This window comes from Burkholderia sp. 572, from assembly GCF_040545135.1.
Lineage (GTDB): Bacteria > Pseudomonadota > Gammaproteobacteria > Burkholderiales > Burkholderiaceae > Burkholderia > Burkholderia cepacia.
The window spans coordinates 283,481-309,559 of the sequence record NZ_JBEPLH010000003.1 but is presented as its reverse complement, the minus strand read 5'-3'; the positions used below and the strand labels follow the sequence as shown (position 1 = coordinate 309,559).

Annotated in this window: 15 protein-coding genes; 9 read left to right on the top strand and 6 right to left on the bottom strand. The window is 63.5% G+C overall.

Annotation, left to right across the window (positions count from 1 at the left end; all coding sequences use genetic code 11):
• Positions 1-7: 7 nt before the first annotated feature.
• Positions 8-2,209, bottom strand: a complete 2,202-nt coding sequence (locus ABIC51_RS07570; RefSeq protein ID WP_027791396.1) for a glycoside hydrolase family 3 C-terminal domain-containing protein — start codon at positions 2,207-2,209, stop codon at positions 8-10.
• A gap of 590 nt (positions 2,210-2,799) precedes the next feature.
• Between ABIC51_RS07570 and ABIC51_RS07565 the strand changes: the two genes are divergently transcribed.
• The 9 genes from ABIC51_RS07565 to ABIC51_RS07525 all read left to right on the top strand — a co-directional run bounded on the left by ABIC51_RS07565 (position 2,800) and on the right by ABIC51_RS07525 (position 19,797).
• Positions 2,800-5,229, top strand: a complete 2,430-nt coding sequence (locus ABIC51_RS07565; protein ID WP_027791397.1) for a right-handed parallel beta-helix repeat-containing protein — start codon at positions 2,800-2,802, stop codon at positions 5,227-5,229.
• Between the two features lie 198 nt (positions 5,230-5,427).
• On the top strand, positions 5,428-7,818 hold the full coding sequence (locus tag ABIC51_RS07560; protein ID WP_027791398.1) for a hypothetical protein: 2,391 nt from the start codon (positions 5,428-5,430) through the stop codon (positions 7,816-7,818).
• 523 nt (positions 7,819-8,341) lie between these two features.
• A complete protein-coding gene (locus ABIC51_RS07555; RefSeq protein ID WP_027791399.1) occupies positions 8,342-9,526 on the top strand; it encodes a polysaccharide biosynthesis/export family protein in 1,185 nt (394 codons plus the stop codon).
• Positions 9,527-9,915: 389 nt separating this feature from the next.
• A complete protein-coding gene (locus tag ABIC51_RS07550) occupies positions 9,916-11,736 on the top strand; it encodes a serine aminopeptidase domain-containing protein (protein WP_027791400.1) in 1,821 nt (606 codons plus the stop codon).
• A gap of 421 nt (positions 11,737-12,157) precedes the next feature.
• Positions 12,158-13,351: a glycosyltransferase gene (locus ABIC51_RS07545; RefSeq protein WP_027791401.1), complete on the top strand. Its 1,194-nt coding sequence runs from the start codon at positions 12,158-12,160 to the stop codon at positions 13,349-13,351.
• Positions 13,352-13,389: 38 nt separating this feature from the next.
• Positions 13,390-14,643 (top strand): oligosaccharide flippase family protein, encoded by a 1,254-nt coding sequence (locus tag ABIC51_RS07540; RefSeq protein ID WP_027791402.1) that lies wholly within the window; start codon positions 13,390-13,392, stop codon positions 14,641-14,643.
• A gap of 298 nt (positions 14,644-14,941) precedes the next feature.
• The gene (locus tag ABIC51_RS07535; protein ID WP_261325234.1) at positions 14,942-16,153 is read left to right on the top strand and encodes an O-antigen ligase family protein; all 1,212 of its coding nucleotides are present in this window, start codon (positions 14,942-14,944) and stop codon (positions 16,151-16,153) included.
• Complete coding sequence (locus ABIC51_RS07530) at positions 16,150-17,502, top strand: cellulase family glycosylhydrolase (protein ID WP_027791404.1); 1,353 nt, start codon at positions 16,150-16,152, stop codon at positions 17,500-17,502. Before ABIC51_RS07535 ends, ABIC51_RS07530 begins: the two co-directional genes overlap by 4 nt.
• 102 nt (positions 17,503-17,604) lie before the next feature.
• Complete coding sequence (locus ABIC51_RS07525; protein WP_226128874.1) at positions 17,605-19,797, top strand: GNVR domain-containing protein; 2,193 nt, start codon at positions 17,605-17,607, stop codon at positions 19,795-19,797.
• Between the two features lie 262 nt (positions 19,798-20,059).
• On the opposite strand, the gene ABIC51_RS07520 is transcribed toward ABIC51_RS07525, so the two are convergent.
• The 5 genes from ABIC51_RS07520 to ABIC51_RS07500 form a co-directional block, all read right to left on the bottom strand.
• Positions 20,060-21,139, bottom strand: coding sequence for a glycosyltransferase family 4 protein (locus ABIC51_RS07520; RefSeq protein ID WP_027791406.1), 1,080 nt, complete (start codon positions 21,137-21,139; stop codon positions 20,060-20,062).
• A gap of 174 nt (positions 21,140-21,313) precedes the next feature.
• Complete coding sequence (locus ABIC51_RS07515) at positions 21,314-22,462, bottom strand: glycosyltransferase (protein ID WP_146253250.1); 1,149 nt, start codon at positions 22,460-22,462, stop codon at positions 21,314-21,316.
• Positions 22,463-22,915: 453 nt separating this feature from the next.
• A complete protein-coding gene (locus tag ABIC51_RS07510; protein WP_226128872.1) occupies positions 22,916-24,487 on the bottom strand; it encodes a mannose-1-phosphate guanylyltransferase/mannose-6-phosphate isomerase in 1,572 nt (523 codons plus the stop codon).
• Complete coding sequence (locus tag ABIC51_RS07505; protein WP_027791409.1) at positions 24,484-25,068, bottom strand: GNAT family N-acetyltransferase; 585 nt, start codon at positions 25,066-25,068, stop codon at positions 24,484-24,486. Before ABIC51_RS07505 ends, ABIC51_RS07510 begins: the two co-directional genes overlap by 4 nt.
• Positions 25,049-25,384, bottom strand: coding sequence for a hypothetical protein (locus ABIC51_RS07500; RefSeq protein WP_124531402.1), 336 nt, complete (start codon positions 25,382-25,384; stop codon positions 25,049-25,051). The genes ABIC51_RS07505 and ABIC51_RS07500 overlap by 20 nt, the downstream gene beginning before the upstream one ends.
• Positions 25,385-26,079 lie beyond the last annotated feature (695 nt).

The following is a 26,079-nucleotide window of genomic DNA, read 5'->3' as shown; positions in this document are numbered from 1 at the left end:
GCGCCGCTCAGTGCCCCTGCAGCCGGATATCCCGCGACGACGCACCGACGTACACGGTCCCGCCCGGCACGAACCGCCAGCCGTTACGCGACGTATCCCACACGCTCTGCATGCGCGGCGACACGGTCACGCGGACACGCCGCGCCTCGCCCGGGTTCAGCCGGATCTTCTCCCAGCCGACCAGCCGCTTCGGCGGTTCGTCCTTGTACGGCACGCCGAGATAGACCTGCGGGATCTCCGCACCGGCGACGCGCCCGTCGTTGCGTACCGTGAACGCGACGCTCAGCGACCCGTCCCACTGCTTCGACACCGACAGCCCCGAATACGCGAAGCGCGTGTACGACAGCCCGTAGCCGAACTCGAACATCGGCTTGATGTTGCGCGCGTCATACCAGCGATAGCCCATGTTCAGCTTTTCCGCGTAGACCGGGTCGTTGTCGAACGTGCCGTTTTGCCCCCAGGCAGGCGAATCCTGATCGCGCGCGGGGAAGGTGACGGGCAGTTTGCCGGACGGATTGACCGCGCCGAACAGCACGTTCGCGATCGCCTTGCCGCCGGCTTCACCCGGATACCACGCCTCGACGATCGCCGACACGTTGTCCTTCCACGGCATCAGCACCGGATTGCCGCTCTGGACGACGACGATCGTATGCGGATTCGCGCGCGCGACGGCTTCGACGAGCGCGTCCTGGTTCGACGGGTTCGCGAGGCTCAGGCTCTGCAGGTCGCCGAAATCCTCGCCGGCCGGCTGGGCCACCACGACGATCGCGACGTCCGAGCGGCCCGCGAGCGCCGCGGCCTGGTCGATTTCCTGCTGCGTATACGCACGGAACGGCGACTGCTGGTCGCTGTTGCCCGCATACGTGACCTGTGCGGCCGGCGCAAGCGCGCGGATCGCCGCGACGATCGGCACGTCGACCTTCAGCCACGGATTGCGCCACCAGCTGCACCCGGTCGACGCGCCGAACGTCAGGCCGCCGCAACCCGCGAACGAACCCGACACCGGGTCGCGCGTGTTGCCCGAGCCGCCGCCGGACAGCACGGCCGCGTCCGCATGGCCGCCGATCACGGCAATGCGCGACAGCGCCGATGCCGCCAGCGGCAACTGATTGCCGTCGTTCTTCAGCAGCACGATCGACTGCTCGGACGCGGCCTGCGCGAACCGGTTCGCGGCCGCGAAATCGATCGTGCCGCCGCCGGTGGCCGGATCGTCCATCACGCCGACGCGGATCATCACGGCGAGCTTGCGCCGCACCATGTCGTCGAGTCGTGCGGTCGACACCGAGCCGTTCGCGATCGCCTGCTTGACGGCCGTCGGCGTCAGGTACACGCTCGGCCCGACGTCTTCTTCCTCGTCGAGCCCGGCGTTGATCGCGGCGGCCGTGCTGTGCGTGGCGCCCCAGTCGGACTGCACCTGGCCCTGGAAGCCCCATTCGTTCTTCAGCACGTCGTTCAGCAGGTGAGGGTTTTCGCACGCGTATGCGCCGTTCAGCCGGTTGTAGCTGCACATCACGCTGCCGGGGCGACCGCGCTTCGCGGCGATCTCGAACGGCAGCAGGTAAAGCTCGCGCAGCGTGCGTTCGTCGATCTGCGTGTTGCCGCCCATCCGGCCGTGCTCCTGCTCGTTGCCCGCGTAGTGCTTGATCGTGGCGATGACCTTTTGCCGTTGCGTGGCGAGCGTGCGTTCGGCGAGCAGGTCGCCCGCGAGCAACGGATCTTCGCCGAGATACTCGAACAGCCGGCCACCGCGCGGCTCGCGTGCGAGATTGGTGCCGCCGCCGAGGCCCATGCCGAATCCTTGCGCGCGCAACTGGATCGCGACCTGCTTGCCGTAGTCGTACGACAGCCGGCGATCCCAGCTCGCGGCGACGGCGATCGTCGCGGGGAACGTCGTGCTGGCCTGCGACGTGCTGCCGGAGCCGGTCGCCGAGTCGACCATGTTGAGATCGGGAATGCCGAGCCGCGGCACGCCCTGGATATAGCCGGCGCCGCCGCCCGGCACCTTGGACATTTCGTATTGCGAATGGATGAACTGGAGTTTCTCGTCGAGTGTCATCTTGCGCACGAGCAGGTCGGCGCGCCGTTGCGCGGCGGCCGACGCGAACGCATCGGTCGCATCGCCTTGTGCGTTGAAGTCGGCGTCGCCTGCGTAGGCGGTGGTGCAGAGGGTCGCTGCCAGCACGACGGCCGGCCAGAGTGTGTCCCGCATGTTGCTCTCCTGATCGTATTGCCGATTGTTCGGATGATGTCTGGAGCTGCGCTCGTCCGGTGGATTCGCACCGGACGCATTCGGCTGGCGATGCAGGGTGGTTGCGCGTCGGCATGCCAGGCCGGGCGGGGAATCGTTACGGCCGGTTGGGCTCGACCGGTCAACGCGGGCGGCGACGCGCAGGCCGCCCGGCACTGCCGAATCGGATGTAGCGATTCTCTGCAGCGACTAATGGTATGAATGTAGTTTGACTACAGCATCGGTGTTTCTACCGATACGTACGATCTTTATCGGGCAGGGCCGCGCGGCGGGGTGGAAAAGCGGTCATCGTTCCCGACGGGGGTGTGCGATCGGGTAAGAAGTACCCGGGGCAAGCGCGTGTGAGAGTCATGCTGCGGCGCGGGTGCGCCGGTTCGTTGCGTATGCATCGAACCGGGCTTCGGTCATGTTGCGCACTGTTCGTCGGGTATGCCGCTTCTATTCTGGAATAGGGGCGTACGAACGATCGTGCACGGGCGTTCCCTTCGAATTCCCCCGTTTTCTTGATGTTTTTGCATCGAGATTGAATTGCGACGATACGGAGCGCGTGAATGACAGCAGAATTTCCGGCTACATATGTTGTGGGTAACGCAACGGGCCTGACCGCCCGACCGCTACTGCAGGAACTGGTCGATCTCCCGATGAGCGTGAGGCGGTTCGGGGTGATGGGAGACGGCGTGACCGACGACACGGCGGCACTCCAGGTGGCGCTCAACGCCGGGATCCCGCTGTACTTTCCGCCGGGAACTTACCTGTACAGCAATACGCTGACTGCAACGGCGTCGATCGTGGGAGCCGGTTGGGATTCGATCCTGCAGTGCACGACACCGCAAGGCGAAAATTCGGTGATTTACTGGCGCAACGCCAGTCATTTCAAAATCAGGGATCTGCAATTCTTTTCGAAGAATTCGACCGCGTACTATCCGGACGAGAACGCAGGTTCACTCAACCTGCTGGATTGCAGCCAGTTCGAGATTTCGGGATGCAAGTTCAACAACTCGGCCGGCGGTGGCGCGATCATGCGCAGTTGCGTCAACGGCAAGGTGTTCGGCAATACCCTGCTCGACGTCTGGCATGACGGCATCCATGTCACGAAGGCCAGTTCGGACATCACCATCACGAACAATGAAGTGATCAACGGCGGTGATGACGCGTTTGCGGTGGTGGGCTATTTCAACGAGGGTGTTCGGCCCTGCCGCGTCACGATCGCAAACAACCGGGTTGTTGGAACCAAATACGCGCGGGGCATAGCGATTGTCGGGGCGCAAGACATCACGGTGACCGATAACCAGATCTATAACCCTATGGCGGCCGGTATTTATGTCGCGTCGGAGTTGACGAGCATCTACCAGTCTTACGGCAACAACAATGTGACGGTCGCCAACAACGTTCTGGATACGTGCGGCGTGCAATCCAATATCGGTGCTATCGTCAATTCGCCAAACGGGCCGCTCGGTTATGGGGCATTGGTCGTGACCGCGACGGCCGGATTCAATAACTCGAACATCACGATCGTCAACAACACGATCAAGAACGCCGCGGGAACGCCGATCGGACTGTGGCAGCCGGCCGGAAGCAACATCCACGTCAACATTTCGCAGAACACGATCACTAATGCGTGGGACCCGAACAACAAGAACGGTTTCCCGTTGACGACGATCGGCGCGACGTCCGCATCGACGACGCTGAACTTTGCCAATACCCCCGGCGTCGCTGTCGGCATGATGGCCTGGTATTTCGACGGGTCGACAAGCGTACCGATCGGCACGGTCGTATCGGCAGGCGTATCGACTGTGACGCTGAACCGCAGTGCGACCGTGCCGAGCGGCGGGACCGTGATCTTTTCCGGTGTCGGCCTGTTCGGTTCGACGATCCCGACCACCGCGGCGGCCCTGAACGGTGCGACATCGTTGACGTTCGCCACGACGACGGGTGTCGCCTGCAACGACAACTACGGTTTCGGGTCGCCCGGAAACGAAACGACAGGTGTGTCGATCGGGCAGGGTGTCAGCGGGGCCAACATCGCGGCCGGAACCTTCGTGACCGGCGTGACGGCGAATTCCGTCACGCTGAGCAAGGCGACGACCGGCACCGTGGCGAGCGGTGCTTCCATCGTCTTTACCCCGATGGTCTGCATGACGACTCAGACGATCAAGACCTCGGCCGCGGCGGCGGCTGGAACCAACACGCTGACGTTTACGCCGTACCCTTCGGCACGCGGCTGTGCCGTGGGGCAAGGTGTATCCGGAACGAATATCCCGGTCGGCGCTTACGTGACGTCGGTTTCCGGTAACGGAAATGGCCCGACCGTGACACTGTCCAGCAATTTCACGGGTAGCGGAATCGCCAGTGGCGCGTCAATCACGTTCACCGGAACCGGCGGACTCAGCGCCGTTTCCGGAATCACGCTGTACAACACGCGAGGGTGCATCGTCTCGAAGAACCAATTGTCCGGCATCTCGAAGGACGGAATCTACGTGGATGGATCCTGCGCGTCGTTCACGGAGATCAGCGGCAATACTGGTGAGAATATCGGCTGCTGCAACGGCTTTGCTCGCCTCATCACGGTCGGGGCGCTCGCGGCCGGGGCGTCGCTCAAGTTGCGGGGAAACTATATGGCCCAGCCGGTCAATTATCCCCGTGCAATCGACGCGCTGATCTCGTCGAACTCGTGGGCCTACACGTCGTGGAGCGAAGACAACATCGCGCAAAACGGTTTTGTCGGTTTCGGCGTGCAACTGATACCGGTTCCGCAGGCGGTGGGTACGTCACCGTGGACGTTCGCGAACAGTTACCCGAGTGCGGTCAGCCTGTCGGTCGAAGGCGGCACCGTGTCGTCGATCGGCGTATCCCGAAACGGGCAAGCGTCCCATGCGTGCGGATTGACGAACGGGTTGATCGATCTCAAGCCCGGTGATGCGATGACGGTCACCTTTAGCGTGGCGCCGAGCGTCACGATGATTCCGAGACTGGGGCAGTAACGCGCGTCCTCGCGTCGAAATCCGGGCGGGGACGGCAAGCCGGGATCATGCCGATCCGACGGATCGGTGGGACGGCCGCATAACTCGCCTGAGACAGCTTAGAGAGGTTCGAAACAAATGCGTCACTCGGTAGGCCGCATTCAACGTTTTCGTCAACGTTCATCAAGCGTATTCATCAACCGCATGTCGAGGATCGATATGGCATTCCAGCTTCAGGATCGTGTTCAGGAAACGACGACGACCACCGGTACGGGGGCGCTCTCTCTGGCGGGTGCAATGACCGGATTCCGTTCGTTCTCGTCCGTTTGTGCAAATGCCGATACCTTCTATTACGGGTTGCAGGCCGTGACCGGTGCCGGTACCCCGAGTGGCAACTGGGAGATCGGAATCGGCACATACAACGCGAGCGGGAACACACTGTCGCGTACCACCGTGTTGGCCTCGAGCAACGGCGGGTCCGTCGTCAATCTTGCAGCAGGTACCACGCAGGTATGGATTGATCTGCCGGCGGCGCTGCCTGCCAATTTGCCGGTCAGCGCCAAATACTTCGGTGCGAAGGGAAATACGAGGATCGTCAACGATGGTGTGACGACGTCGGGGTCGACGGCGATTTCGTCGGCGTCGGCCGCGTTCACGGCGGCGGACGTCGGCAAGCGTATCGATATTGCGACGACCAATGCAAGCGGCGTCGCGACGCTTGTGGTTTCCACGACGATTGCGGCATTCGTCAGCGCAACACAAGTGACGCTCGCGAAAGCAGCCGGTGCTTCCGCCACGGCGGCGAATGTGGTCTACGGCAGCGACGACGGCCCGGCCCTGACGGCGTGGTTGAACTACCTGATGACCATCTGGCCGGTCAAAGGGGATCTTCCTGCCGGGGTCTACTATTCGGGTACCGCGCTGCCCGCGATCACGAAACCGATCGCCTTGTTCGGGCATTCGGCGCGTACCTCGATCATCCAGTTTGGCGCCGGGGTCAGCGGTCAATGCCTGACAGTACTGAACGCGGGTTTCAATAACGAAGCGACGGACCTCCCGCAAACAGGCAACGTATCCTGGACATCCAACACGGCCGTCCTGGCCGGTTGCGTGCTGCGTGACTTTACCCTTCAGGGCAATCGCGCGTGCACGTCGCTTCAACATGGATTGGTTTTGCAAGGCAACGTGGACTGGCTCGACGTCGCGCACGTGAACTGCCTGTATTTCCGGGGCGGCGGTGTGCTGTGGATGGATACCGGAAGCGGATCGACGCAAGCGCGCGCCAACGTACGCGAAGTCAATCTGGATACGATGAAGATCAGGCATTGCGGCGACGTGTCGACGAACACGCCCAGCCTTGGCATCTATCTTGACGACAGTCCGGCCGCCGCCGGATCCGATTCGTCGAACCTGTTCAACCTGAACAATATCGACATCATCTTCAGTTACGGCACGGCGTTCGCCGTGCAGGACCGGCGCACGTCGAACACCGGCTTTCCGCTGTACGGTATCCAGGCGCGCAACATCGTGCTGCATGATCGCATGACGACGATGGGCCTGAGCGGAGGGCGCATGTTCAGTGTCATCGGACAGGTCACCAACTGCCTGTTCGACATCAACTTCCCGTTGAGTGCGCGCAACGACTATGCGGCCGAGATTCTGCCGAACCCGAATTTCAATGTTTATCCGACCGACAACGAATTCACCTTTGCATTCCCGAAGACGGTCAAGGGCGTGATCGTCGGGAACGTCGGCTATAACACGATCAGGTTCAGGAATTACTTCGGATGTGCTGAAGCGGTCTTTATCGCCACCGAGAGCCCATACAATCTGAGAATCGATTGCGAGACCGACAGCGTGTTCCAGCAAATCACCGCGGCCCTGGTGCTGACCGGTACGGGTGCCGTGGCGATTCCGGGCTGGTCGTTCGGTACGACGCCGAACCTGTCGATCTTCATGCCGGTGAATGCCGTCAACGGGACCGGCGACACGACACTGGCGACGATCTTCGGGATCACCGGCACCATTACGCGTTCCGGAAGCGTGACGGCAGGAACGGACAGCTATACGTTTACGCCGTCTTCATCCAATACCTCGTATATCCCGGCCGGTGAATACTTCTCGAAGATCTGCGTCGACGCTTCGCAAGGCAACGGTGTCGCCGGTCGCTACAAATATATTCCGGAAGACCGCTACGGGCGCGCAGTCAATAGCGCATGGGCAAGCGGGCGCCTTCTGCAAATGTGGCCCTGGCAGTTTCACATCGAGAATGCAACCGGGCTCGTTCGGTACAGCTACGGTGTGCCGACGGCCGACAGCGCCGGCAATGCGATAGCGGTCTGGGCAAATGGCTTCGTCGGCACAAGTTCGACGCCGAGTGTGACCGGAATCAGCAAGCTGACGGCGAACTATGCGTTGCCGACGACGCTGACAAACCTTGTCGGCGGGATTGACGGTCAGTCGATCAAGATCGTTGCGACCAACGGGAACTGCACGATTGCGAACAACGCGAACATCCAGACAGCAACCGGGGCCAACGTCGTCATGGCGACCGGTCAGGTTCTGACCTTGACTTTCGACGCGACACTGAACAAATGGTGTAGCGGCTGACAAGACCGTCATGGTGACTTTGTGACTCGGCCGTCCACGGCAACGCGCACCGATCGGTGCGCTTTTTTTGCAACGACGGATCCGGCGACCGAGCTTGCGGTGGCCGGGCGACGATTTCCGGTGGTGTGGTCAGCGTAGCGGGGCGTGATCGTCTGGGGCGATCGGATGCTTGTATGAAGATTGGCTTTCGGTGAGGTTGCTCACATACACGCGGTGCCGGACAGTGTTCAATCAGGTATCAGCGCGTGAGTACTCTGGCACGACCGGCAAGGCGGTGTCGGCGCGTGGTGCGCGGGGGCATATCAGGCGACGATTGACGCTGCGATGCAGGTGGCATGGGGTGCGCCGGCCGACCGGCTGCAGACGAGCGCGACATGGTATCGCTCATGATGACCTGTACGGATCGACGTGCGGCCGACGTGCGATGCAAGGGCCGCGCGGCAATGCAATGCGAGTCGCACCGGCAATCGTAATGCGGCAATCCGTCATGTCGGCGGGTTCCAGCACAGTTTGGAAAGACGCGATGTCAACTACTACACAAACCAGATCGAGGCTCGGTTCACCGCGACTGTTCGCGGCGGCGGTGACCGTGTGTGCGCTGAGCGCATGTGCATTTGCGCCTGGCATGACGTACCGCGCGCCGGCCGAACGCGACGCGAATGCAAGCGTGGGTGTCGCCGCGTCGGGCGCGGGCGGCCTCGACGGCGTACAGAACGTGTCAAGCGCGGACTTGATCGAGATCACGCCGGCATTCGTCGAGCAGCAGCACGCCACGCGTTCTGCCAGTGTCGACGCCGAAGTCCGGCACCTGTTCGGCACGCCGAAGGCGTACGTCATCGGTCCCGGCGACGTGCTGAACATCGTCGTATGGGATCACCCCGAACTGAATCTGCCGGCGGCCCAGGCGACGAATGGCGACAACGTCGGTACCAACTCGGTCGCGGCGGGCTACACGGTCGACGCGAGCGGTAACGTGCAATTCGCGTATGCCGGCCTCGTGCATGTCGCCGGGATGACCGAAGCGGAGGCGCGCACGGCGCTGACCAGGCGACTCGGCGAATATGTGCGCAAGCCGCAGATTGCACTGCGCATCCAGGCGTATCGCAGCAAGCGCGTGTATCTCGACGGCGAAGTTCGCACGCCCGGGTTGCAGATCGTCAACGACATGCCGATGACGCTGCCCGAGGCGATCGATCGCGCAGGCGGCTTCACGACCGCGGCCGATCGGTCGCAAGTCACGGTGACGCGCAGCGGCAAGACGGTAAACGTGAGCCTGCCGGCGATGATTGCGGCCGGTGTGAATCCGTCGAACATCCTGCTGCGCGACGGCGACCTGGTGCGCGTGCGTGCGACGAGCGAAGCGAAGGTGTTCGTGCTTGGCGAGGTGTCGCGCCCGGCGACGCTGACATTGACCGATGGGCGAATGAGCCTGGGCGAAGCGCTCGGCGACACGGGTGGCGTGAGCCAATACACGTCGGACGCGCGGCAGATTTACGTGGTGCGCCGCGGGCCCGGCAACCGGCCGCTGGTCTATCACCTGGACGGGAGTGCACCAGCATCGTACGCGCTTGCCGACCAGTTCGCGCTTGAGCGTCGCGATGTCGTATTCGTCGACGCGTCATCGCTGGTGCGCTGGAGCCGTGTCGTGAACCTGCTGATTCCGTCTGCGGCGCAGGGAGCGCTGACCGCCCGCGCCGTTACGCCGTGAAGCGCGTTTCGGATGCCACCGTCGCGATGTTCCGGCCCGCTCCGAGCGGAGTGCGGCGAAATGTATTGAAAATGTAATGTGACGTACGCAATACGTCAGAAATGGATGGTCTACTACCCGTAGACATTCGAGCGGGGCCGTCTGCCCGACGCATCGAGGTCATCCGGCGTGAAAAATGGCGATATGACGGAATGCGAATGAAGGACATTCTCGGAAGCAGTCTCAACGACGAAGCGCAGGCGGATCGGGGTGGTCCGCGGCGAACGCTCACACGTCAGGCGTGCGCGTCCCTTCGTTCAGGCGAGTAGCGATCGACCACTTGCCCCATGGCCTGCGGCAAGCACGCATTGAAATCCGGCCTGTCAGACACTTAAAACAAGGACCAAACCATGACACCCATCCAGTTCGATGGATGCGTCGGCTGGCTTCACGAGGGTAACCGATCCCATGGCATCGTGATTTGCGAACCGCTCGGCCACGAGGCGCTCTGGCTTCATAAACTGGTACGCTCACTCGCCGAGCATCTCGCGGATCGTGGCTTTCCGGTGCTGCGCTTTCACTATCCTGCGAGCGGTGATTCGCTCGGCGACGAACAGGACGCGGATCGCTTCGAGCGCATGCTCGAGAGCATCCGGCAGTCCGTTCGCACGCTGCACGAGCGGGTAGCGCCAGACAGCCTGACGCTCGTCGGCATACGCGCCGGCGCGGCGTTGGCGCTCCTCGCAGCCGATGGCATGCCACGGCTCACGCGTTTCGTCGCAATTGCGCCGGTCGTGCGTGGCCGCAGCTACGTACGCGAGCTTTCCCTCGTCGCACAACGTTGGCTCGATAATGTGCCGCCGACCGTACGGGATGCGGTGCGCGACGAACGGCCGTTCAATGTACTCGGTCACGCGTATCCCGACGATCTCGTCGACGCACTCCGGCGCATCGACCTGAGCCACGCTGCGGCGAACATGCGCACGTTGCCGGCACGCGCGTTGCTCGTCGATGCGCCATATGGCGACAGCGCCACGTTGTCGGACGCACTGCAGGCGCGCGGTGTCGCGGCGAGCGTTCATACGTGTCAGGATTGGGCGGTCGCGATGCGCGAACCGCTCTGGTCGCGGCTGCCCGATGCGCTTCCCGATACGATCGCGAACTGGATCGAAGACGGTGCGGATACGGTCGTACGCGTCCGTGCGCCACGTCCGGTATCAGGCGTCGTACCGGCGGGCAAGGGCAGCGTCGAACATTTGATACGTGTCGGCCCGCAACAACTGGTCGGCGTGTTGAGCGAACCGGCCGGCGACAGGCTATGCATCGGTGCACCCACACTGCTGATCGCCAATACGGCCGCCAATCCACGCATTGCCGACGGACGGCTTGCCGTTCGACTGGCACGGTCGCTCGCGGCGCGGGGTATCCGCAGCCTGCGATTCGATTCGAGCGGCATCGGCGACAGCAGTGAGCGTGCGCGTGACGACCAGACGGACATTCCGTACTCGGACCAGGCGGTTGGCGACGTGGTTGCCGCCGCGCGCTGGCTGAAAGAAGCGGGACACCACAAGATCGTTGCGTTCGGGATCTGCTCCGGGGCGTACGCATCGCTTCATGCGGCCGCGCGGGCGCCCCTGGCCGGCGTGATAGCGGTCAATCTCCCGGTTTTCATCTGGCCGCGCGGGCAGACGCTCACGAATGCCGTCAATAACCAGACCAATTCGATGCGCGGCTATGCCGCATCGTTGCGCAATCTCGACAAGTGGCGCCGCCTGCTGGCCGAGGGTCGCGACCTGCGTCCCGTATTGCGCGCGCTTATCCGCTTCGTAGCGGATGTCATGAGCGTACCGGTCAGGCGCTTCATGGAGCGTGTCGGCCGGGGGGGCGGCAAGGACACCCCCCGTGGCTTGCTGCGTGACATGTCTGCGCGCGGCATCCAGACGCATCTGATCTACGGTACGTTCGACGCGGGCGTCGACGTCGTAGTCCGGAATTTCGGCTCGGCGTCCAGCGGTGCGTTCGCGCACTTGCCGAATGTATCGATCGACACTCAGGATGCGCTCGATCACTCGCTGCGCGGCACGGCTGCCGCGCAATACGTGATCGATCGATGTACTGCGTTGCTGACCGGCTGGCATGCGCCGGCAGTGCCAGCCGTCAGCGCCGGCACCATCGCGAAACCGAAACCGAAACCGAAAGCGGAAACGAAGACGAAACGAGCGATCCAATAGCACGTCGGCGTGCGCCGAACCGACGCAAACGCGGTGGAGTCGGCAATTTGCGGAGGGCTGAACGTCTGGCAGAGGGGCGGTGCCGGGGACGTAACACGCCTCGATGCGTCGGGACGCCCGTTTGAAACCGCCCGTAAGTAATCGTGCGAACAGATCCCGGACGTCCGAAACACTATCGTGGCGGTGTCCATTTCTCGTGTCGTCGCGCCTGTGAGGGGGCGGCGCCACGAGGCCGTTCAGGAATACCGATGCAACGAAATTGCCACGAATGCCGAAACACGAGCACATGCTGCGAGCTGCGGGCCGCGCATGCCGGATGGCTTAGTACGCGCCCGCGAAAAGGGCGAACCGGGCCGCTTCCCGCGTACGAGGACCGTGACGACGCGTCGCGTTCACGGTACGACGTCCGTTGAGGCCTGTCGTGACGCGTGTGTTGATCATCAATGACTTCGTTCGCAGGGGCGGGGCCGAAGAGGTATATCGGGTATCGGTTGACGTGCTGCGCGCCCGCGACGACGTAGTGGTCGAAACCTTCGACGAGCACACGCTCCCCGATGTCGAAGACAGCCGGCGTTCGCGTGCGTGGTCGCCAGCCGCTGCACGTGCGCTCGTCACGCTGCTCGAGCGATTTCGTCCGCAACGGATCCTCGTGCACAACTATCACAACCTGTTGTCGAGCGCGATCCTGCCTGTGCTGGCGCGCTACAAGCGGCGGTCGGGATGTGGCTTGTACCTGACCGCGCACGACTACCATCTGTTGTTCTACAACCCGAGCCTGATGGTCTATTGCCGGGGAACGGCGCGGCCGTTGTCTCCGGACGAGCTGTGGCGCGTCCGGCGTCTTGCGCTCACGGCCAGTCCGCGCGGTTTTCTTCACGACCTCGGGAAGAAGTTGCACTGGCATGCGGTCAAGGCGCTGTTCGACCCGATCAGCCTGTTCGACGAGATCCTCTGTCCAAGCCCCTTCATGCGGGACCTGATTGCGCGGTCCGGTCGAACGCCTGCCACGCTGGTGCCGAACCCGATCGACGCCACGCTGGTGCCCCGCGCGCCGAAGCCGGCGAAGGGCGATCGTCTCGATCTCGCGTTCGTCGGTCGCGTGGAACCGGACAAGGGCCTTGCGCAGTTCCTTGCGCGAATGACCGAATCGGCAGGCGATGCGATTGCGTCGCTCACTGTCTACGGTGACGGATCGGAACGCGGCAACCTGGAACAACAGTACGCGGCACTCGTCGAATCGGGGCGGTTGCGTTTCGCAGGACGTCTCGATCACGACACATTGTTCGCCGCACTGCCCATGCACGATGCGCTCGTGTTGCCGTCGATCTGGGTAGAGAACGCGCCCCTCGTCATCGTCGAAGCCGCGGTGCTCGGCCTGCCGGCGCTCGTGCACGACATCGGGAGCCTGTCGACCTTCGGCGACGAGATCGGCAACAAGATTCGCTACCGGAATACGCCTGACGGCTTCGCGCGCGCACTGGCCGAACTGCGTGCGCACCTCGACAGCGAGAAACGACGCTACGACTGGGCGCGTTACTCGGTCGACTGCTATGCGTCGTCGCTGTACGCCGTACTCGGTCTCGGTAGGGACAGCCCGCGCACGTGGGCACATTGACGGTCGGTGCACTGTTCATATTCAGCCCGGAAAGCACGATGACCGCCGTCCGAAAAAACTTTGCGTTGTTGTTTTCGCTGCAAATCTCGACCTATGTCATACCGCTCGTCACGTTGCCGCTGCTGACGCGCGTGCTCGGCCCGCAACAATACGGAACGCTGTCGTTCGTGCTTGCGGTTGCAACGTACTTCATCAACCTCGCGAATTACAGTTTCGACCTGACTGCAACGCCGCGTGTTGCGCTCGCGAAGGACAGGGGGGAGCGATCACGCATCTTCTGGACGACGGTTTGCGCCCAGTGGCTGATTACCGTTGCCGGCTTCGCCGTGCTCATCGCGCTAACGATGCTGATTCCGCATTTCGCGGCGGAGCGCACGGCACTGCTCATCGGGTTCGGGATGGCGATCGGTGCCGCGCTGACACCAGGCTGGTATTTCCAGGGAATCCAGCGGTTGAGCGTGTACAGCGTCACGGTAGTCGTGTACCGTGCGCTCAGTGTCGCCGCCTTCTTCCTGTGGGTTCGCACGCCGGACGATCTCCTGCCCGCCGTCGCGATCAACGCGGCGGTACCGTTGCTGTGCGGGATCACCTTGCTTGCCTATCTCTTCTTTCAGCGCGAGATCGAAGGGGTACGCGTGCGGTTTGCCGATATCGTTACTGCGCTGCAAGGCGGTTTTCAGGTGTTCCTCGCGTCGACGTCGATCTCGTTCTACGCGTCGACCAATACCGTGCTGCTGAGTATCGTCTCGGGTAACGTCGCCGCCGGCTATTTCGCTGCAGGTGACAAACTGATCCGGGCAGCGGTCGGCCTGTTGCAGCCGCTTCGGGCATCGACCTATCCACACATTACCTATCTGATGCATCACGCGCGCGACGAGGCATTCGCGTTCCTGCGCAAGCTGATCGTCATGCAGGGGGCGCTCGTCCTGGCCATGTCGGCCGTTATCTACGCGTGCGCGCCGATCGCTGTCCGGATTCTGTATGGCAGCTCATTCGCGCCGACGATTGGCGTACTGCATTGCCTGGCGCTCGTGCCGTTCATGGCATGCATGACGGATCTGTTCGGCGTTCAAACGATGCTGCCACTCGGCATGAAGCGCGCCTTCAGCATCATCCTGATTTCATCCGGCATGCTGAATGTGACGTTGCTGCCGCCCCTTGCCATGCTGTTTGCCGAGCGGGGTGCGGCTATCGCGGTGTTGATCACGGAAACGGCCGTCGCTGCCGCGCTTGCGTATGTCCTCCGTCGCGAACGGGTCGGCGTCGTCGATATATCGGTGCGTTCGGGTTGACGCGATTCGCGCCATGAACACACGACGCAGGGGGCAGGGCCGTGGCGAGAACCGGCCATGCCGCAGGTACGGAAAGTGTGAGGTGTCGAACGTTTCGTCGGATTGCGCCCGCCTATACTGGCCTGACGTGAGCGCAGGCCGGCGACGCTTCGCTGCGCCTGATCGGCGCGATTCGCACGGGGCGGATTGCGCGAACCACGTCGCGCGCCACGCCTTCGCGTCGCTCCGCTCGAAAACAGGTGTATCCAGCATCATGAACGGAAACCGATCGATTAACCGGCTCTGGGCCGCCACATTCATGATCGCGATCGCGAGCGAGGTCTTTTCCGGCGCGATTCGCTACTACACGTCGCTCGCTGGCATTTCGATGCTTGGCTATCTGCCCAAGGCGATGATGGTCGGCTGCATCGTGCTTGGCCTCGTGATTCGACCGCGTATCGATACGCTGCTCGTCGGAAGTTACCTGGCCGTGCAACTGTGCGTTTCGCTCGCGAACGGCGTCAGTCTCGTGGCCGCGTGTTTCTGGGTCTGGACGGTCGCGCCGTTGCTGTTCGTGCTTCTCATGCCGCCCGGCGCGCTTGACATGCTCGAGTCGAACCCGATCCGGTTCGCGTTCATCGTGTTGACGACGGCATGCTGCGCCGGCGTCATGCTCAACGGGTTGGTGCACCTGCCGTGGGTGGGCGGGAGCATCGACGTCGACGGCGTCAATGTGCAGCTTGCTTCGTCCAATTACGTCGGTACCGTTCCACGCTTGCCCGGGTTCGGTCGAAGCAGCGCGACGACCGGCCTCGTGATCGGCCTGCTGACCGCGTGGCTCGTCCCGCGCCTGCGCCATGCGATGGCGACCGTGGTGCTGCTCGTCATGTCGGCCGCCGCCATCTGGGCCACGACCAACAAGACGACACTCATTGCACTCTCGCTCGTGTTGCTCTGTTTCGCCACGCTGAAAACGACAGGCCTGAGGCGCGCCTGTATCGTCCTGACGGTACTGGTGATCGTATTGCCTGTCGCGGGATGGGTGATCGCTGCGACGACCAACGTTGGAGTCCCCGATACGGGATCGCTCGCTTCGATGCAGGACCGGTTGTTGAACACCTGGCCAAAGCTGCTCGACGGTATGGCGAACGCAAACCTGCTCTGGTTCGGTGTCGGGCCCGGTGGCTTCGGTTCCGCGACGGCGTACTATACGGCCGATTTCGGCTTCAATACCGGCTACTCCGATAATGCGGCGCTCTATGTCGTCGCGAATTTCGGTGTGGTGGGGGCCATGCTCGTCATGCTCGTATTCGTACAGCGCGTGCTTGCAAGTCGTGCCGACGACCCGCGTGCATGGCTGATGCTGCTCTTCGTGTTGTTGAGCGGCGTGACGACCGACATCTTCGAAGCGCTTGGCTGTCTGCTTTTCACGGGCCTCGCGATTCGCACGCTGACCATGCATGCCGGCCGCGAGTGTCTAACCGGTCGCGACGCGCCGGAGCGTGCGGTGAACTGGGCGGGCATTCAATGAGCACGGCTGTTCATTCCGCACGCGCGAGGCGCTGGGCGAGGTGGTTCGCAAGCGCGCTGCTCTGGGTCGTCGTCATATCGACGGCGTCGAATTCCGCGGGCTCGGACGAACCGGCTGTCGTCCTGCCGAACGCGACACAAATGACGGCGCTGCCGTTCGTCGCCCTCCCGCGCTTTTTCGACACGCGCGCGAATTCGGGGGTAGCGATTCACCAGATCGACGATCCGGCGCTGCTCGACGCGGTACGAGACGCCGGATTCTCGTTCGTCCGTACCGACCTGTTCTGGGATTCGGTGGAAACGCCGAGAGGCTGGGATTTCTCGCGCTACGATGCACTCGTCGCCAACCTGCGCGCGCGCCGGTTGGGGGCGCTGTTCATCCTCGGCTACGGGCATCCACGATACGCGCCCAAGCAGCCGCCGACGTCGTCCGCACAGATCGACGCATTCGCCGAGTATGCGACCCAGGCCGCGAGGCACTATCGCGATCAGCCCGTACGCTTCGAAGTCTGGAATGAGCAGGATCACAAGGACTACTGGCTCGCGCCGCCTTCGCCGGCCGCGTACCGGAACCTGCTGGAAGCGACCGTCCGGGCGGTCAAGGCCTCGAATCCGGATGCAGTCGTTGCGACTGGGGGCGTTCAGCAGGTGGACGTGACCTTCATCCGTGCAGTCGGCGATATCGGCAGCGCGTCGCAGCCCGCACCCGACGCGGTCAGCGTGCATCCGTATCGGCAGAATGCGCCGGAGACTGCGCTGGGCGACTATGCCGCGCTAGCGCGCGATCTCGCCACCTATCGCACGGTTCCCGCGATCTGGGCCACTGAGTGGTCGTATCCGACCTATGCATACAAGTACGTGTCGCACACGCGTGACGGTCACGATCCAGTCGCGCGTGAACGCCAGGCGCGCTACGCGGTGCGGCGCCTGCTGGTCGACTGGATCGCGCAGATCGGGCTCACCGCCTACTACGACATGCGCAACGATGGCCGCGACCCGAAGAACATGGAGCACAACTTCGGCTTGCTGGACGCCGACAACACACCGCTGCCGGCGTACGTCGCGGTTCGCCATCTGTTCTCGTTTACCGCGAACGCCCGCGCCGCACGACTGTTTCTCGATCCGGTCCGCCGCTTCGCCGTCCTGCAGTTGCGTGCCGAAGGCGTCGTGAAATACGTGGTCTGGTGCTATGGAAACGACAAAGCGGTCGACGTCGACCTGTCGCAGTTGCCCGTTGCCGGTACGTTCGCATCCGACCTTTATGGAGCGTCGCTCGACATCACTGGGCGTCGGCTGACACTACGCGAAGAGCAGGGCCCGGTGTTCATCGTCTCGGCGACTGGCCGATAGCCGGCAAGCAGGATCGAAAACGGTCGCCTCATTCAGAAAACAAACATGATATCCAACGCACGAAACATCCAGGCCCCGCAGCGGGCACCGGACGAATCCGGGATGACGCAGCTTTGGCAAGCCGTCATGCGGCACCGCCGCCTGTTCTTCGCAACGATCGGCGTCACGTTCGTCGCGGGCGTGCTATACGCGCTACTGGCCACGCCGCAGTATCGCGCCGAAGCACTGCTGCGCGTCCAGACCAAACCCGGTTCGTCGATCAGTTCGCTCTCGGACGTCTCCGGAACGATCGCAGCATCGCCGTCTGCCTCAGACGAAAGCGAGATGCTGATTTCGCGCGCAGTCATCGACAGCGCGATCGATGCGACCGGTGCCGATCTGGATATCCGCAACGCAAGCCGGTTTCCGGTGATCGGCTCATTCGTTGCGTCGCGCTTCGATGCGGACGACGCGCTCGCGCCGGCACCGCTCGGGCTGACCGGTTACGCGTGGGGCGGCGAGCGGCTCGACATCGGTGAATTCTCGATTCCGGCGAATGCGCTTGGCGATCGATTCAGGATCGTCGCGGACGACGCGAACACCTGGACGCTCCAGGACGACGACAGCCGTACGCTCGCGCACGGCAAGGTCGGTGAAACGGTGCCGTTCCGGCTGCCCGGCGAAAGTACGGCCGGCCGGTTGCGCGTCGATGTGCTGCGCGCGCGCCCGGGTATCGCATTCACGGTGCGCAAGCAGCCGGAGCCGCTCGTATACGAAAACGTATCGAAGCATCTGAAGACGGTCGTGCCGAACCGCGACTCGACCCTGGAGTCGCCTTCGATGATTCGGCTCAGCTACCAGGCGGATAGCGCGCGGGAAGCGACGAACATGGTCAACGCGATCGTGCAGCAGTATCTGCAGCGTGATCTCGCGTTTCGAACCGATCGTGCACGACGCAATCTCGACTCGCTGCGCCAGCGGCTGCCGGTCCTGAAGCAGGACTTGCAGAAGGCCGAGGACGATCTGAACCGGTACCGGACGCAAAATGGTGCGATCGACGTCGATCAGCAAGGCGCCGCGCTGATCACCCGCCTCAACACGCTAGCAGAACACCAGACCGCGTTACAGATCTCGCTGGACGACGTCAGACAGCGCTTTCTGCCAAAGAGCTTCCAGTACCAGACCGTGCAATCGCAGCTTGACCAGGTGAAGCGCGAGATCCGTGACACGAGCGCAACGGCGGCCAGATTGCCCACGACGCAGCGCGAATTCGTGCGGTTGTCACGCCAGGTGACGATTGCGACGCAGCTCTACACGAGTGTGCTGACCAACGCGCAGCAGCTCGAGCTCACCATTTCCAGCGCGTCGCCGGGCGTGACGGCCGTCGACTGGGCGGTTGCGCCGTTCCGGCCGGTCTGGCCCAAGCGGGGCATAGTCGTGCTTGGCGCACTGTTGGCTGGGGTGTTCTTTGCACTGACGAGCGTGCATCTGCTGTCGCTGTACCGGCGTGAACTGCATTCACCGGCCGCGCTGGCCAAGTTGACCGATAGCCCCTGTCTCGCGATCGTGGCGTCGTCGCCGGCGTTGGCAGCGCTGCCCGGCGGGTCGCGCCCGACCGCGTTGCCGTTGGCCGCGGCACATCCCGACGATGCGGGTATCGAATCCGTGCGTGCATTGCGAGCGAGCCTGAAGGCCGCGCTCGCGGCGCATGGCGATGACAGCGAGCGTGGCAAGGTCCTGCTGCTCACGGGGGTGACGGCGGGCGTCGGCTGCAGTTTCGTGTCGTCGAATCTGGCGTATCTGTTGGCGGGAACGAACGCCAGCGTGCTGCTGATCAACGCCGACTTGCGTGTTTCGTCGATGGCCGGGGGGCCGGGCCTCGCGCAGGTGCTCGACGGCTCGGTGTCGCCCGATACTGTGACGCTGCCCGTCGCGGGCAGCCACCTGTCGATCATGCCGGCGGGTGCTCCGGTCAAGACGTCACCCGGCGAGTTGCTGGAAGGATCCGGCTTCATGACACTCATCCTGGCGATGCGCGAGCAATACGACTTCGTCGTCATCGACGGGCCGCCGCTGCTGCCGAACAACGATGCGCTCGGCATCGTCGGCGTGAAGTGCGACGCGCACGTCCTTGTGTCGCGCAGCGGCATGACACGCGCAGCCGACGTCGAGACCGCGTTGTCGAGGTTGCGAAGCATCGGTGGCGACATCACGGGGTACGTGTTCAATACATACAAGGGATCGCCTCGGCCGGTCGTCGAACGCGTGCGGACGCGTGGTTTTCCGGTTCGCCCGACCGAGCGCCAGCGTGTGTAATGTCGGGAAGCCCGGTGTCGCGGATTATTGTTGCGGCACCGGTGTAGCGGGGGAAGGCTCGCGTTGCAACGCCGTACGGCTGATGCGGTTTACCACGATCGATAACTGCATCGCAGGGGCGGTGGTAGACGTGGACGAGCGCTTGCGGGCTTGTGGCGGCCACCCATTCGCCATGAACGTCGAAGCGGCACGGATTTGATCGGGCTCGACTCGCGCCGGCGACAGGCCGTTCGCGTGCGCTCGACGATGCGCGTCGACTGCCTTAAAGCCCGTCGAATATCCGGGTCATGATTTCGGCGCTCTTGCTCCAGCTGTATTGCTTGGCGTGAACGGATCCCCGGTGTTTCAGATCCTCCCGGAGTTCGGCGGAGTCGAGCAGATTGCGCAGTTTTTCCGCGATGTCGTTCGACGAGTAGGGGTCGCAATAGAGTGCAGCATCGGCGCAGACTTCCGGCAATGCCGCCGATCGTCCCACCAGGGTCGGGCAACCGTATCGCATCGCCTCGAGAGGCGGTATGCCGAACCCCTCGTAGATCGACGGATAAAGGAAGCAGGCCGCATGCTGATACAGCGCCTTCAGCTTTTCGTCGCTAATATACCCGGCGTACTTGATGTTCGGTTCAGGCGCGGAAATATCGTCCTGCGTGCCGAACACGGCGGCATTGCGCATGCCGACGATGACGAGATCCACCGATGGGTCGTCGATTTGACGAAACGCCTCGATCAGCCGGCGGAAGTTCTTGGTGGGGTTCATGCTGCTGACCGCCAACACGAACCGGCCCGGCGTGAGCGCATGCTCCTTCAATACGCTCGGGTCGGGTTTCAGTGCGTCGAGATGGTCTGCCCCCAGTGGCACGACGCTGATTTTGTCGGTTGAAACGCCACAGTGGTGGGCCAGGCGATCGCGCGAGAAGCTGGAGTTGGTCAACACGCAAACGGAAGTGCGCGCCAAAATCCAGAACATGATCCGATACCACGCCCGGAATGGGCGGGAGAAGTGCGCGGGGGTGTCGAACACCGCGGCATCGTGCATATAGATGATCTGGTTGCCACGGAAAATGGAACCGGAATTGCTCAGGTTGACGATGCGGTCGCGGCGTGCAAAAAGCGGAAGGACCAGTTGTTCCCAGATCACGCCCTTGGCGAAACCGACCTTGACCGTCTTCGTGCCGCTCACCACAGCGTCGGTATGTGGGGGAACCAGGAGCGTGACGGAGTCTTGCGGCCGCGTCCGGGCAAGTGCAGCGATCAACTCGCGCGCGACGCGTTGTACTCCTGTCGTTTTCTGAGTGGCGAAACGGCCATTGTAGACGAGTTTCCTGGGTTCTTTGGGGTTGCTCATGTCAAATCCGGTGAAATCGAGGCGCAGCCGGGGCGCGTGCGCATCATGCTGAACAGCGGCGCCGGTATCGCGTTCATGGGGCGCATCGGTTCGATTGCTGAAGGCCGAGCGGGCAATATGGCGAGTGCATTGCTGTCGGGGCCGACGCGCACGTTTCCCGATGTCTGCAAACCGTCAGGCCTTGACGTGCTCCGGCGCGGCATGCTCGAAATACCGGGCGTCGGCGCGACGCGGGTGCACATTCAATCCGTAGAGGGAATGCCACTGCCTGAAGATGGACTGCATCGAGAACCGATGGAGCGCGAACTTTCGGGCCGATTCCCCCATTTGTTCCCGGAGCTGCCGGTCGTCGCGGAGCAGCGCGACATACCGCACCATCTCGTCGACACTTGACGCGACGTATCCGGTTACGCCGTGAATGACCACGTCGCGGTTGCCGACGACGTCCGTCACCACGGCGGGCAGGCCGGCCACCTGGGCCTCGATCAGCGCCACCGGCATGCCTTCCCATCGGGAGGTCTGGACGTAGATGTCCAGCCCGGACGTCAGCTCGAGTGCGCGCGAACGCGTCACCCAGCCGCTGCAGACGATTGCCCGACTGTCACGGGGATCCGGAATTTCGGCTGCGTCACCGCCAATCCAGAGAAACTCGACGTCGGGGGCGTGCAGTTCGGATGCCAGTTGCACGAAGGCTTGATGATTTTTCTGGAACGACGCGCGACCGCTCATTCCGATCGCAATCTTGCGATCGTCACGCGCACGGCGCGAAGGAATCTCGGCGACGTTGACGCCGTTCTCCACCAGCACCGCCGATTTCGCCCGAATTCTTCCCTTGATCTCTCTGAGTTCGCTGTCCGAGCAGGCGACAATGGTTCCGCCGAGGAGGGCTGCCGCTCGCTCGAAACTCAGGTAGGCGAACTGTTTCGCGCGGGAAACATCGCAGCGCAAAAACGAGAGACCATGCGGGGAATAGAGCACCTTTGCGGCAGGCGCGGCAATTCTTGCCGCGGCCCGCCCCAGTACACCAGCCTTCGACGAATGAAGATGGATCACCGTCGGACGGCATTCGCGCAAGTATTGGACCAGCACGCGCAAACCGATCAGATCGTTCCTGACACTGACTTCGCGAGCCATGCCGACGTGGACGAGTTTGACGTCGGGCCGGAAGAGCGTCTGGAAATCGTCCGGCGTTTCGGGACGAATGGAATGCAAAACGGTCACATCGACGCCCGTTGCCGCTGCGTGATTGGCGAGATGGACGAGCATCGAAAGCACGCCCCCGCCAAACGCTTCGACAATATGAACGATTCTTTGGGTGGTCATCTTCTGGCCTGCCTGTTCGACCGGATACTGCGCGGTCGACCGCAAAATCGAATATCTGACGGGCCGCCACGTCGACGGCATTCAATTCGGTTGATGGAATACATCGAAAAGATATGTATGACTAAGTGACTGGATGTAATCGAACCGGTCTATCCTTATCCGTTCTACCTTGCTCAGGCGCGCGATATGTCGACTTTGCCGCGGGCTCGATCCGGTCGATCAAGCGCCGACATGGCGAGAGCGCGAAACGCGTCTCCACCGTTGAACGCGATCGGACGATACACGTCATGCAACGACGGTCGCGCATTCGAGGACGCGTGACGCCACGTGTCTGAAGCATTGTGCTACGCACGCACGACGTGCTGGGTGCGATGGCTTACATTGGGCGAGTGAAGCGTGGGTGGCCGCGCATCGGTTTTCTACGCACGTGGTGGCGTGGTCGACACATGCTTGTCAAGCGACGTCCGGTGCGGCCGTTGGCACGTGCGTTTTCTGTGACGCAATCGGAACCGATTGCGCCGCCCGTGCCTCGACCGCCCGCCCATACTGATCGTCGAACCGAACGATATCGTCCTCGCCGAGATAGTCGCCCGATTGCACTTCGATGATTTCGAGCGGAATCCGGCCGGGATTCTCGAGGCGGTGCACTTCGCCGACCGCGATGTACGTCGACTCGTTCTCGCACAGCAGGAACGTCTCGCTGCCACGCGTCACCTTCGCGGTGCCGCGCACGACGATCCAGTGCTCGGCGCGGTGATAGTGCATCTGAAGCGACAGCCGCTTGCCGGGCTCGACGACGATCCGCTTCACCTGGAAGCGCTGGCCGAGATCGATCGAATCGTAGTGCCCCCACGGCCGCTGCACCTTGCGGTGCTCGCGTGCCTGCGGGCGCCGGTCGGTCTTCAGGCGCTCGACGATGTTCTTCACGCGCTGCACGTCGTGCTTGTTCGCGACCAGCACGGCATCGGGCGTCTCGATCACGACGACGTCCTTCATCCCGACGCACGCGATCAGGCGGCCCTCCGAACGCACGAGGCTGTCCTGCGTGTCCTCGAACATGATCGGGCCGCGCGCGACGTTGCCGTGATCGTCCTTCGGCATGATTTCCCAGATCGCATCCCAGGTGCCGACATCCGACCAGCCGGCCGCGAGCGGCACCACGATGCCTTCGATGCCGAGTTCGCCGTGTTCAGCGAGCCGTTCCATCACCGCGTAGTCGATCGAGTCCGACGGGCACGTGTCGAAGGCCGCCGCATCGATCCGGAAGAACGGATCCTCGGGGATGCCCGCGCGCCACGCGGTTTCGCAGGCCGCATGGATGTCCGGTGCGAGTGCGCCGATCGCCTTCAGCCAGACCGATGCGCGCGTCACGTAAATCCCGCTGTTCCACCAGTAATCGCCGGATTGCAGGTAGCGCTCGGCCAGTGTCGCATCGGGTTTTTCGACGAAGCGTCCGATCGCGTAGCCGCCCTGGCCACCGTGGCGGCCCGTGCGCGGCTCGCCGACCTGGATGTAGCCGTAGCCCGTCTCCGCGCGTCGGGGCAGCACGCCGAGCGTGACGATCGCCCCTTCCTGCGCGTAGCGCGCCGCGCGCGCGATCGCGTCCTGGAACGCGCCGACGTCGGTGATCACGTGATCGGCCGGCATCACCGCGAGCACGGGATCGTCCGCGAGCTGGCTCGCGTCGAGTGCCGCGAGCGTCAGCGCGGGCGCGGTGTTGCGCGCGGCCGGTTCGAGCAGGATGCGGGCGGGCGCCGCGCGACCGACCACCTGTGCGGCACTCATGACGCGATGCTGTTCGCCGCAGACCAGCAGCAACGTGTCGCCGAGCGACGCGTTCGCGATGCCGTTCAGGCGGCGCGCTGTCGCCGACAGCGGCGATTCGTTCGAAATCAGCTCGATCAACTGCTTCGGATACTGCTCGCGCGACAGCGGCCACAGCCGGGTGCCGGAGCCGCCGGCGAGAATCACCGGCAGGATGCGCGGCAGGTCGGGATCGGGAACCGGGCGAAGGGTGCGGGTCATCGATTGGCTCCGGTGTCGGCGGGCAGCCGGTTGTGTGTACGGCTGTCGGCACGTGCGTCGTCGTCGCGCGACCGGTGTGCCGAAACGACCCGGTGCAGCAGGCCGCGCAGTGCGCCTGCTGCGCGGTCGCTGGGCCGCACCAGGCCGACGAACGGCGCACCCTGTTCGAGATACGGGCCGTAGGCCTTGCGAAATCCGAAACGCTTGTAGAACGCCTGGCGCGGTGCCGGGACGTGCGTGCGCACCGCGGCGTCGGGCCACGCCGCCTGCGCGGCGGTGAGGGCGCGCCCGATCAGCTGCTCGAGCGTAGCGTCGTCGCGCCGGCGCTCGCTCGTCAGCACCTTGTCGATCACGGCGTCCGGGTCGATGTCGTCGCCGGGCAGGATGCGTGCGTAGGCCGCGACTTCCATCGTGTCGCCGTCGCGTACGGTTGCATAGACATGCAGCGCGCCCGCGTCCTTGCCGTCGATGTCGAGATGCGTGTGCGCGTCCTCGACCACCAGCACGGCGTTGCGCGCGCGCAGGATTGCATAGAGATCGACGGCGCCCAGATGTTCGAATTCACAACAATGCCATTCCATGATGCTGTCCTCGCGTGATGCCTTCGGCACGCCGTGCCGCGCGGACGCGATCGTTCCGTGCGGTGCGGCGATTCTCATCATCCGGGTGCGCCGTGCGCCGGTCTGTTCGAAAGCGTACTCTCGCTCCGGATTCGCGCGGCCGGCACGGCATGCACGGCGCGGCCTGCCGCGCGAGCGCCGCAAAGTGCGGTAGCACACACCGCGGCGGCCGGTGCTTTTCCATAATTGACCCATCGTCGCGGCCCGCCTCGATGCGCGGCCAGCCAACATCGAACGTCAATAAAGAACCGGGGCAGGACTTGAAGATTTCGAGCATTCACGACGGGGCGATCGTGCATGGCGGTGCCGGGTGCACCCTCGCGCACGCGGTCGGCTGCATCGCATGGGCAGACCGTGTGGAGCCTCGTCGAATTCCTTCCGGATCGTGCGCGCCCGCGCGGCACACGCGTCCCTCATCCCCACGCCATTGTTTGCACGCATGCGCCCCCGCGGCGATGCGTCGTCGCCGCGGCTGGCGACCAGGCGGTGCGGCATGGCCGACTGCGACAACGGGCGGCCCGCATCCTTACAGATGGAATGCAGTGCACGGGCGTGACGCAACCGGGCGTCGCCATGCTGCACTGCGGGAGGCGGCGGTCGGCACGACCGGCATCACGCCTGGCCGCGACGATGCGCCGGAACAAGACCGGCGTGCGCGGCGGGCGTTTCGCCGCGCGCCGGCACAGCGGAACGGGATGCACGACGCGGCGTGGTTGATTACGGCATGTAACCGACAAGAGCAGGACGGGCAGGCCGCATGCGGTCGCGATACGATGCGGCCTGCCGCCGGTGGGCCCGATTATGTGGAAAAAGAAATGCGGTGCCGCCCATTCCAGGGGATTTCGATGAATATCACAGGCAATCGACCGTCCCCATCTTGCGGAAAAGTAGTATTTGCCACTGATTGACTGGAATGCTCGTAGATAATCAAATCTCAGTGGACAAACACGTGTGGTGCGGTGCGACAGGTCG

Coding starts and splice junctions, on each gene's coding strand:
- ABIC51_RS07570 (WP_027791396.1), bottom strand. CDS start 2,209: ATGCGGGACACACTCTGGCCGGCCGTCGTGCTGGCAGCGACCCTCTGC.
- ABIC51_RS07565 (WP_027791397.1), top strand. CDS start 2,800: ATGACAGCAGAATTTCCGGCTACATATGTTGTGGGTAACGCAACGGGC.
- ABIC51_RS07560 (WP_027791398.1), top strand. CDS start 5,428: ATGGCATTCCAGCTTCAGGATCGTGTTCAGGAAACGACGACGACCACC.
- ABIC51_RS07555 (WP_027791399.1), top strand. CDS start 8,342: ATGTCAACTACTACACAAACCAGATCGAGGCTCGGTTCACCGCGACTG.
- ABIC51_RS07550 (WP_027791400.1), top strand. CDS start 9,916: ATGACACCCATCCAGTTCGATGGATGCGTCGGCTGGCTTCACGAGGGT.
- ABIC51_RS07540 (WP_027791402.1), top strand. CDS start 13,390: ATGACCGCCGTCCGAAAAAACTTTGCGTTGTTGTTTTCGCTGCAAATC.
- ABIC51_RS07535 (WP_261325234.1), top strand. CDS start 14,942: ATGATCGCGATCGCGAGCGAGGTCTTTTCCGGCGCGATTCGCTACTAC.
- ABIC51_RS07530 (WP_027791404.1), top strand. CDS start 16,150: ATGAGCACGGCTGTTCATTCCGCACGCGCGAGGCGCTGGGCGAGGTGG.
- ABIC51_RS07525 (WP_226128874.1), top strand. CDS start 17,605: ATGACGCAGCTTTGGCAAGCCGTCATGCGGCACCGCCGCCTGTTCTTC.
- ABIC51_RS07520 (WP_027791406.1), bottom strand. CDS start 21,139: ATGAGCAACCCCAAAGAACCCAGGAAACTCGTCTACAATGGCCGTTTC.
- ABIC51_RS07515 (WP_146253250.1), bottom strand. CDS start 22,462: ATGACCACCCAAAGAATCGTTCATATTGTCGAAGCGTTTGGCGGGGGC.
- ABIC51_RS07510 (WP_226128872.1), bottom strand. CDS start 24,487: ATGACCCGCACCCTTCGCCCGGTTCCCGATCCCGACCTGCCGCGCATC.
- ABIC51_RS07505 (WP_027791409.1), bottom strand. CDS start 25,068: ATGGAATGGCATTGTTGTGAATTCGAACATCTGGGCGCCGTCGATCTC.
- ABIC51_RS07500 (WP_124531402.1), bottom strand. CDS start 25,384: ATGCTCGAAATCTTCAAGTCCTGCCCCGGTTCTTTATTGACGTTCGAT.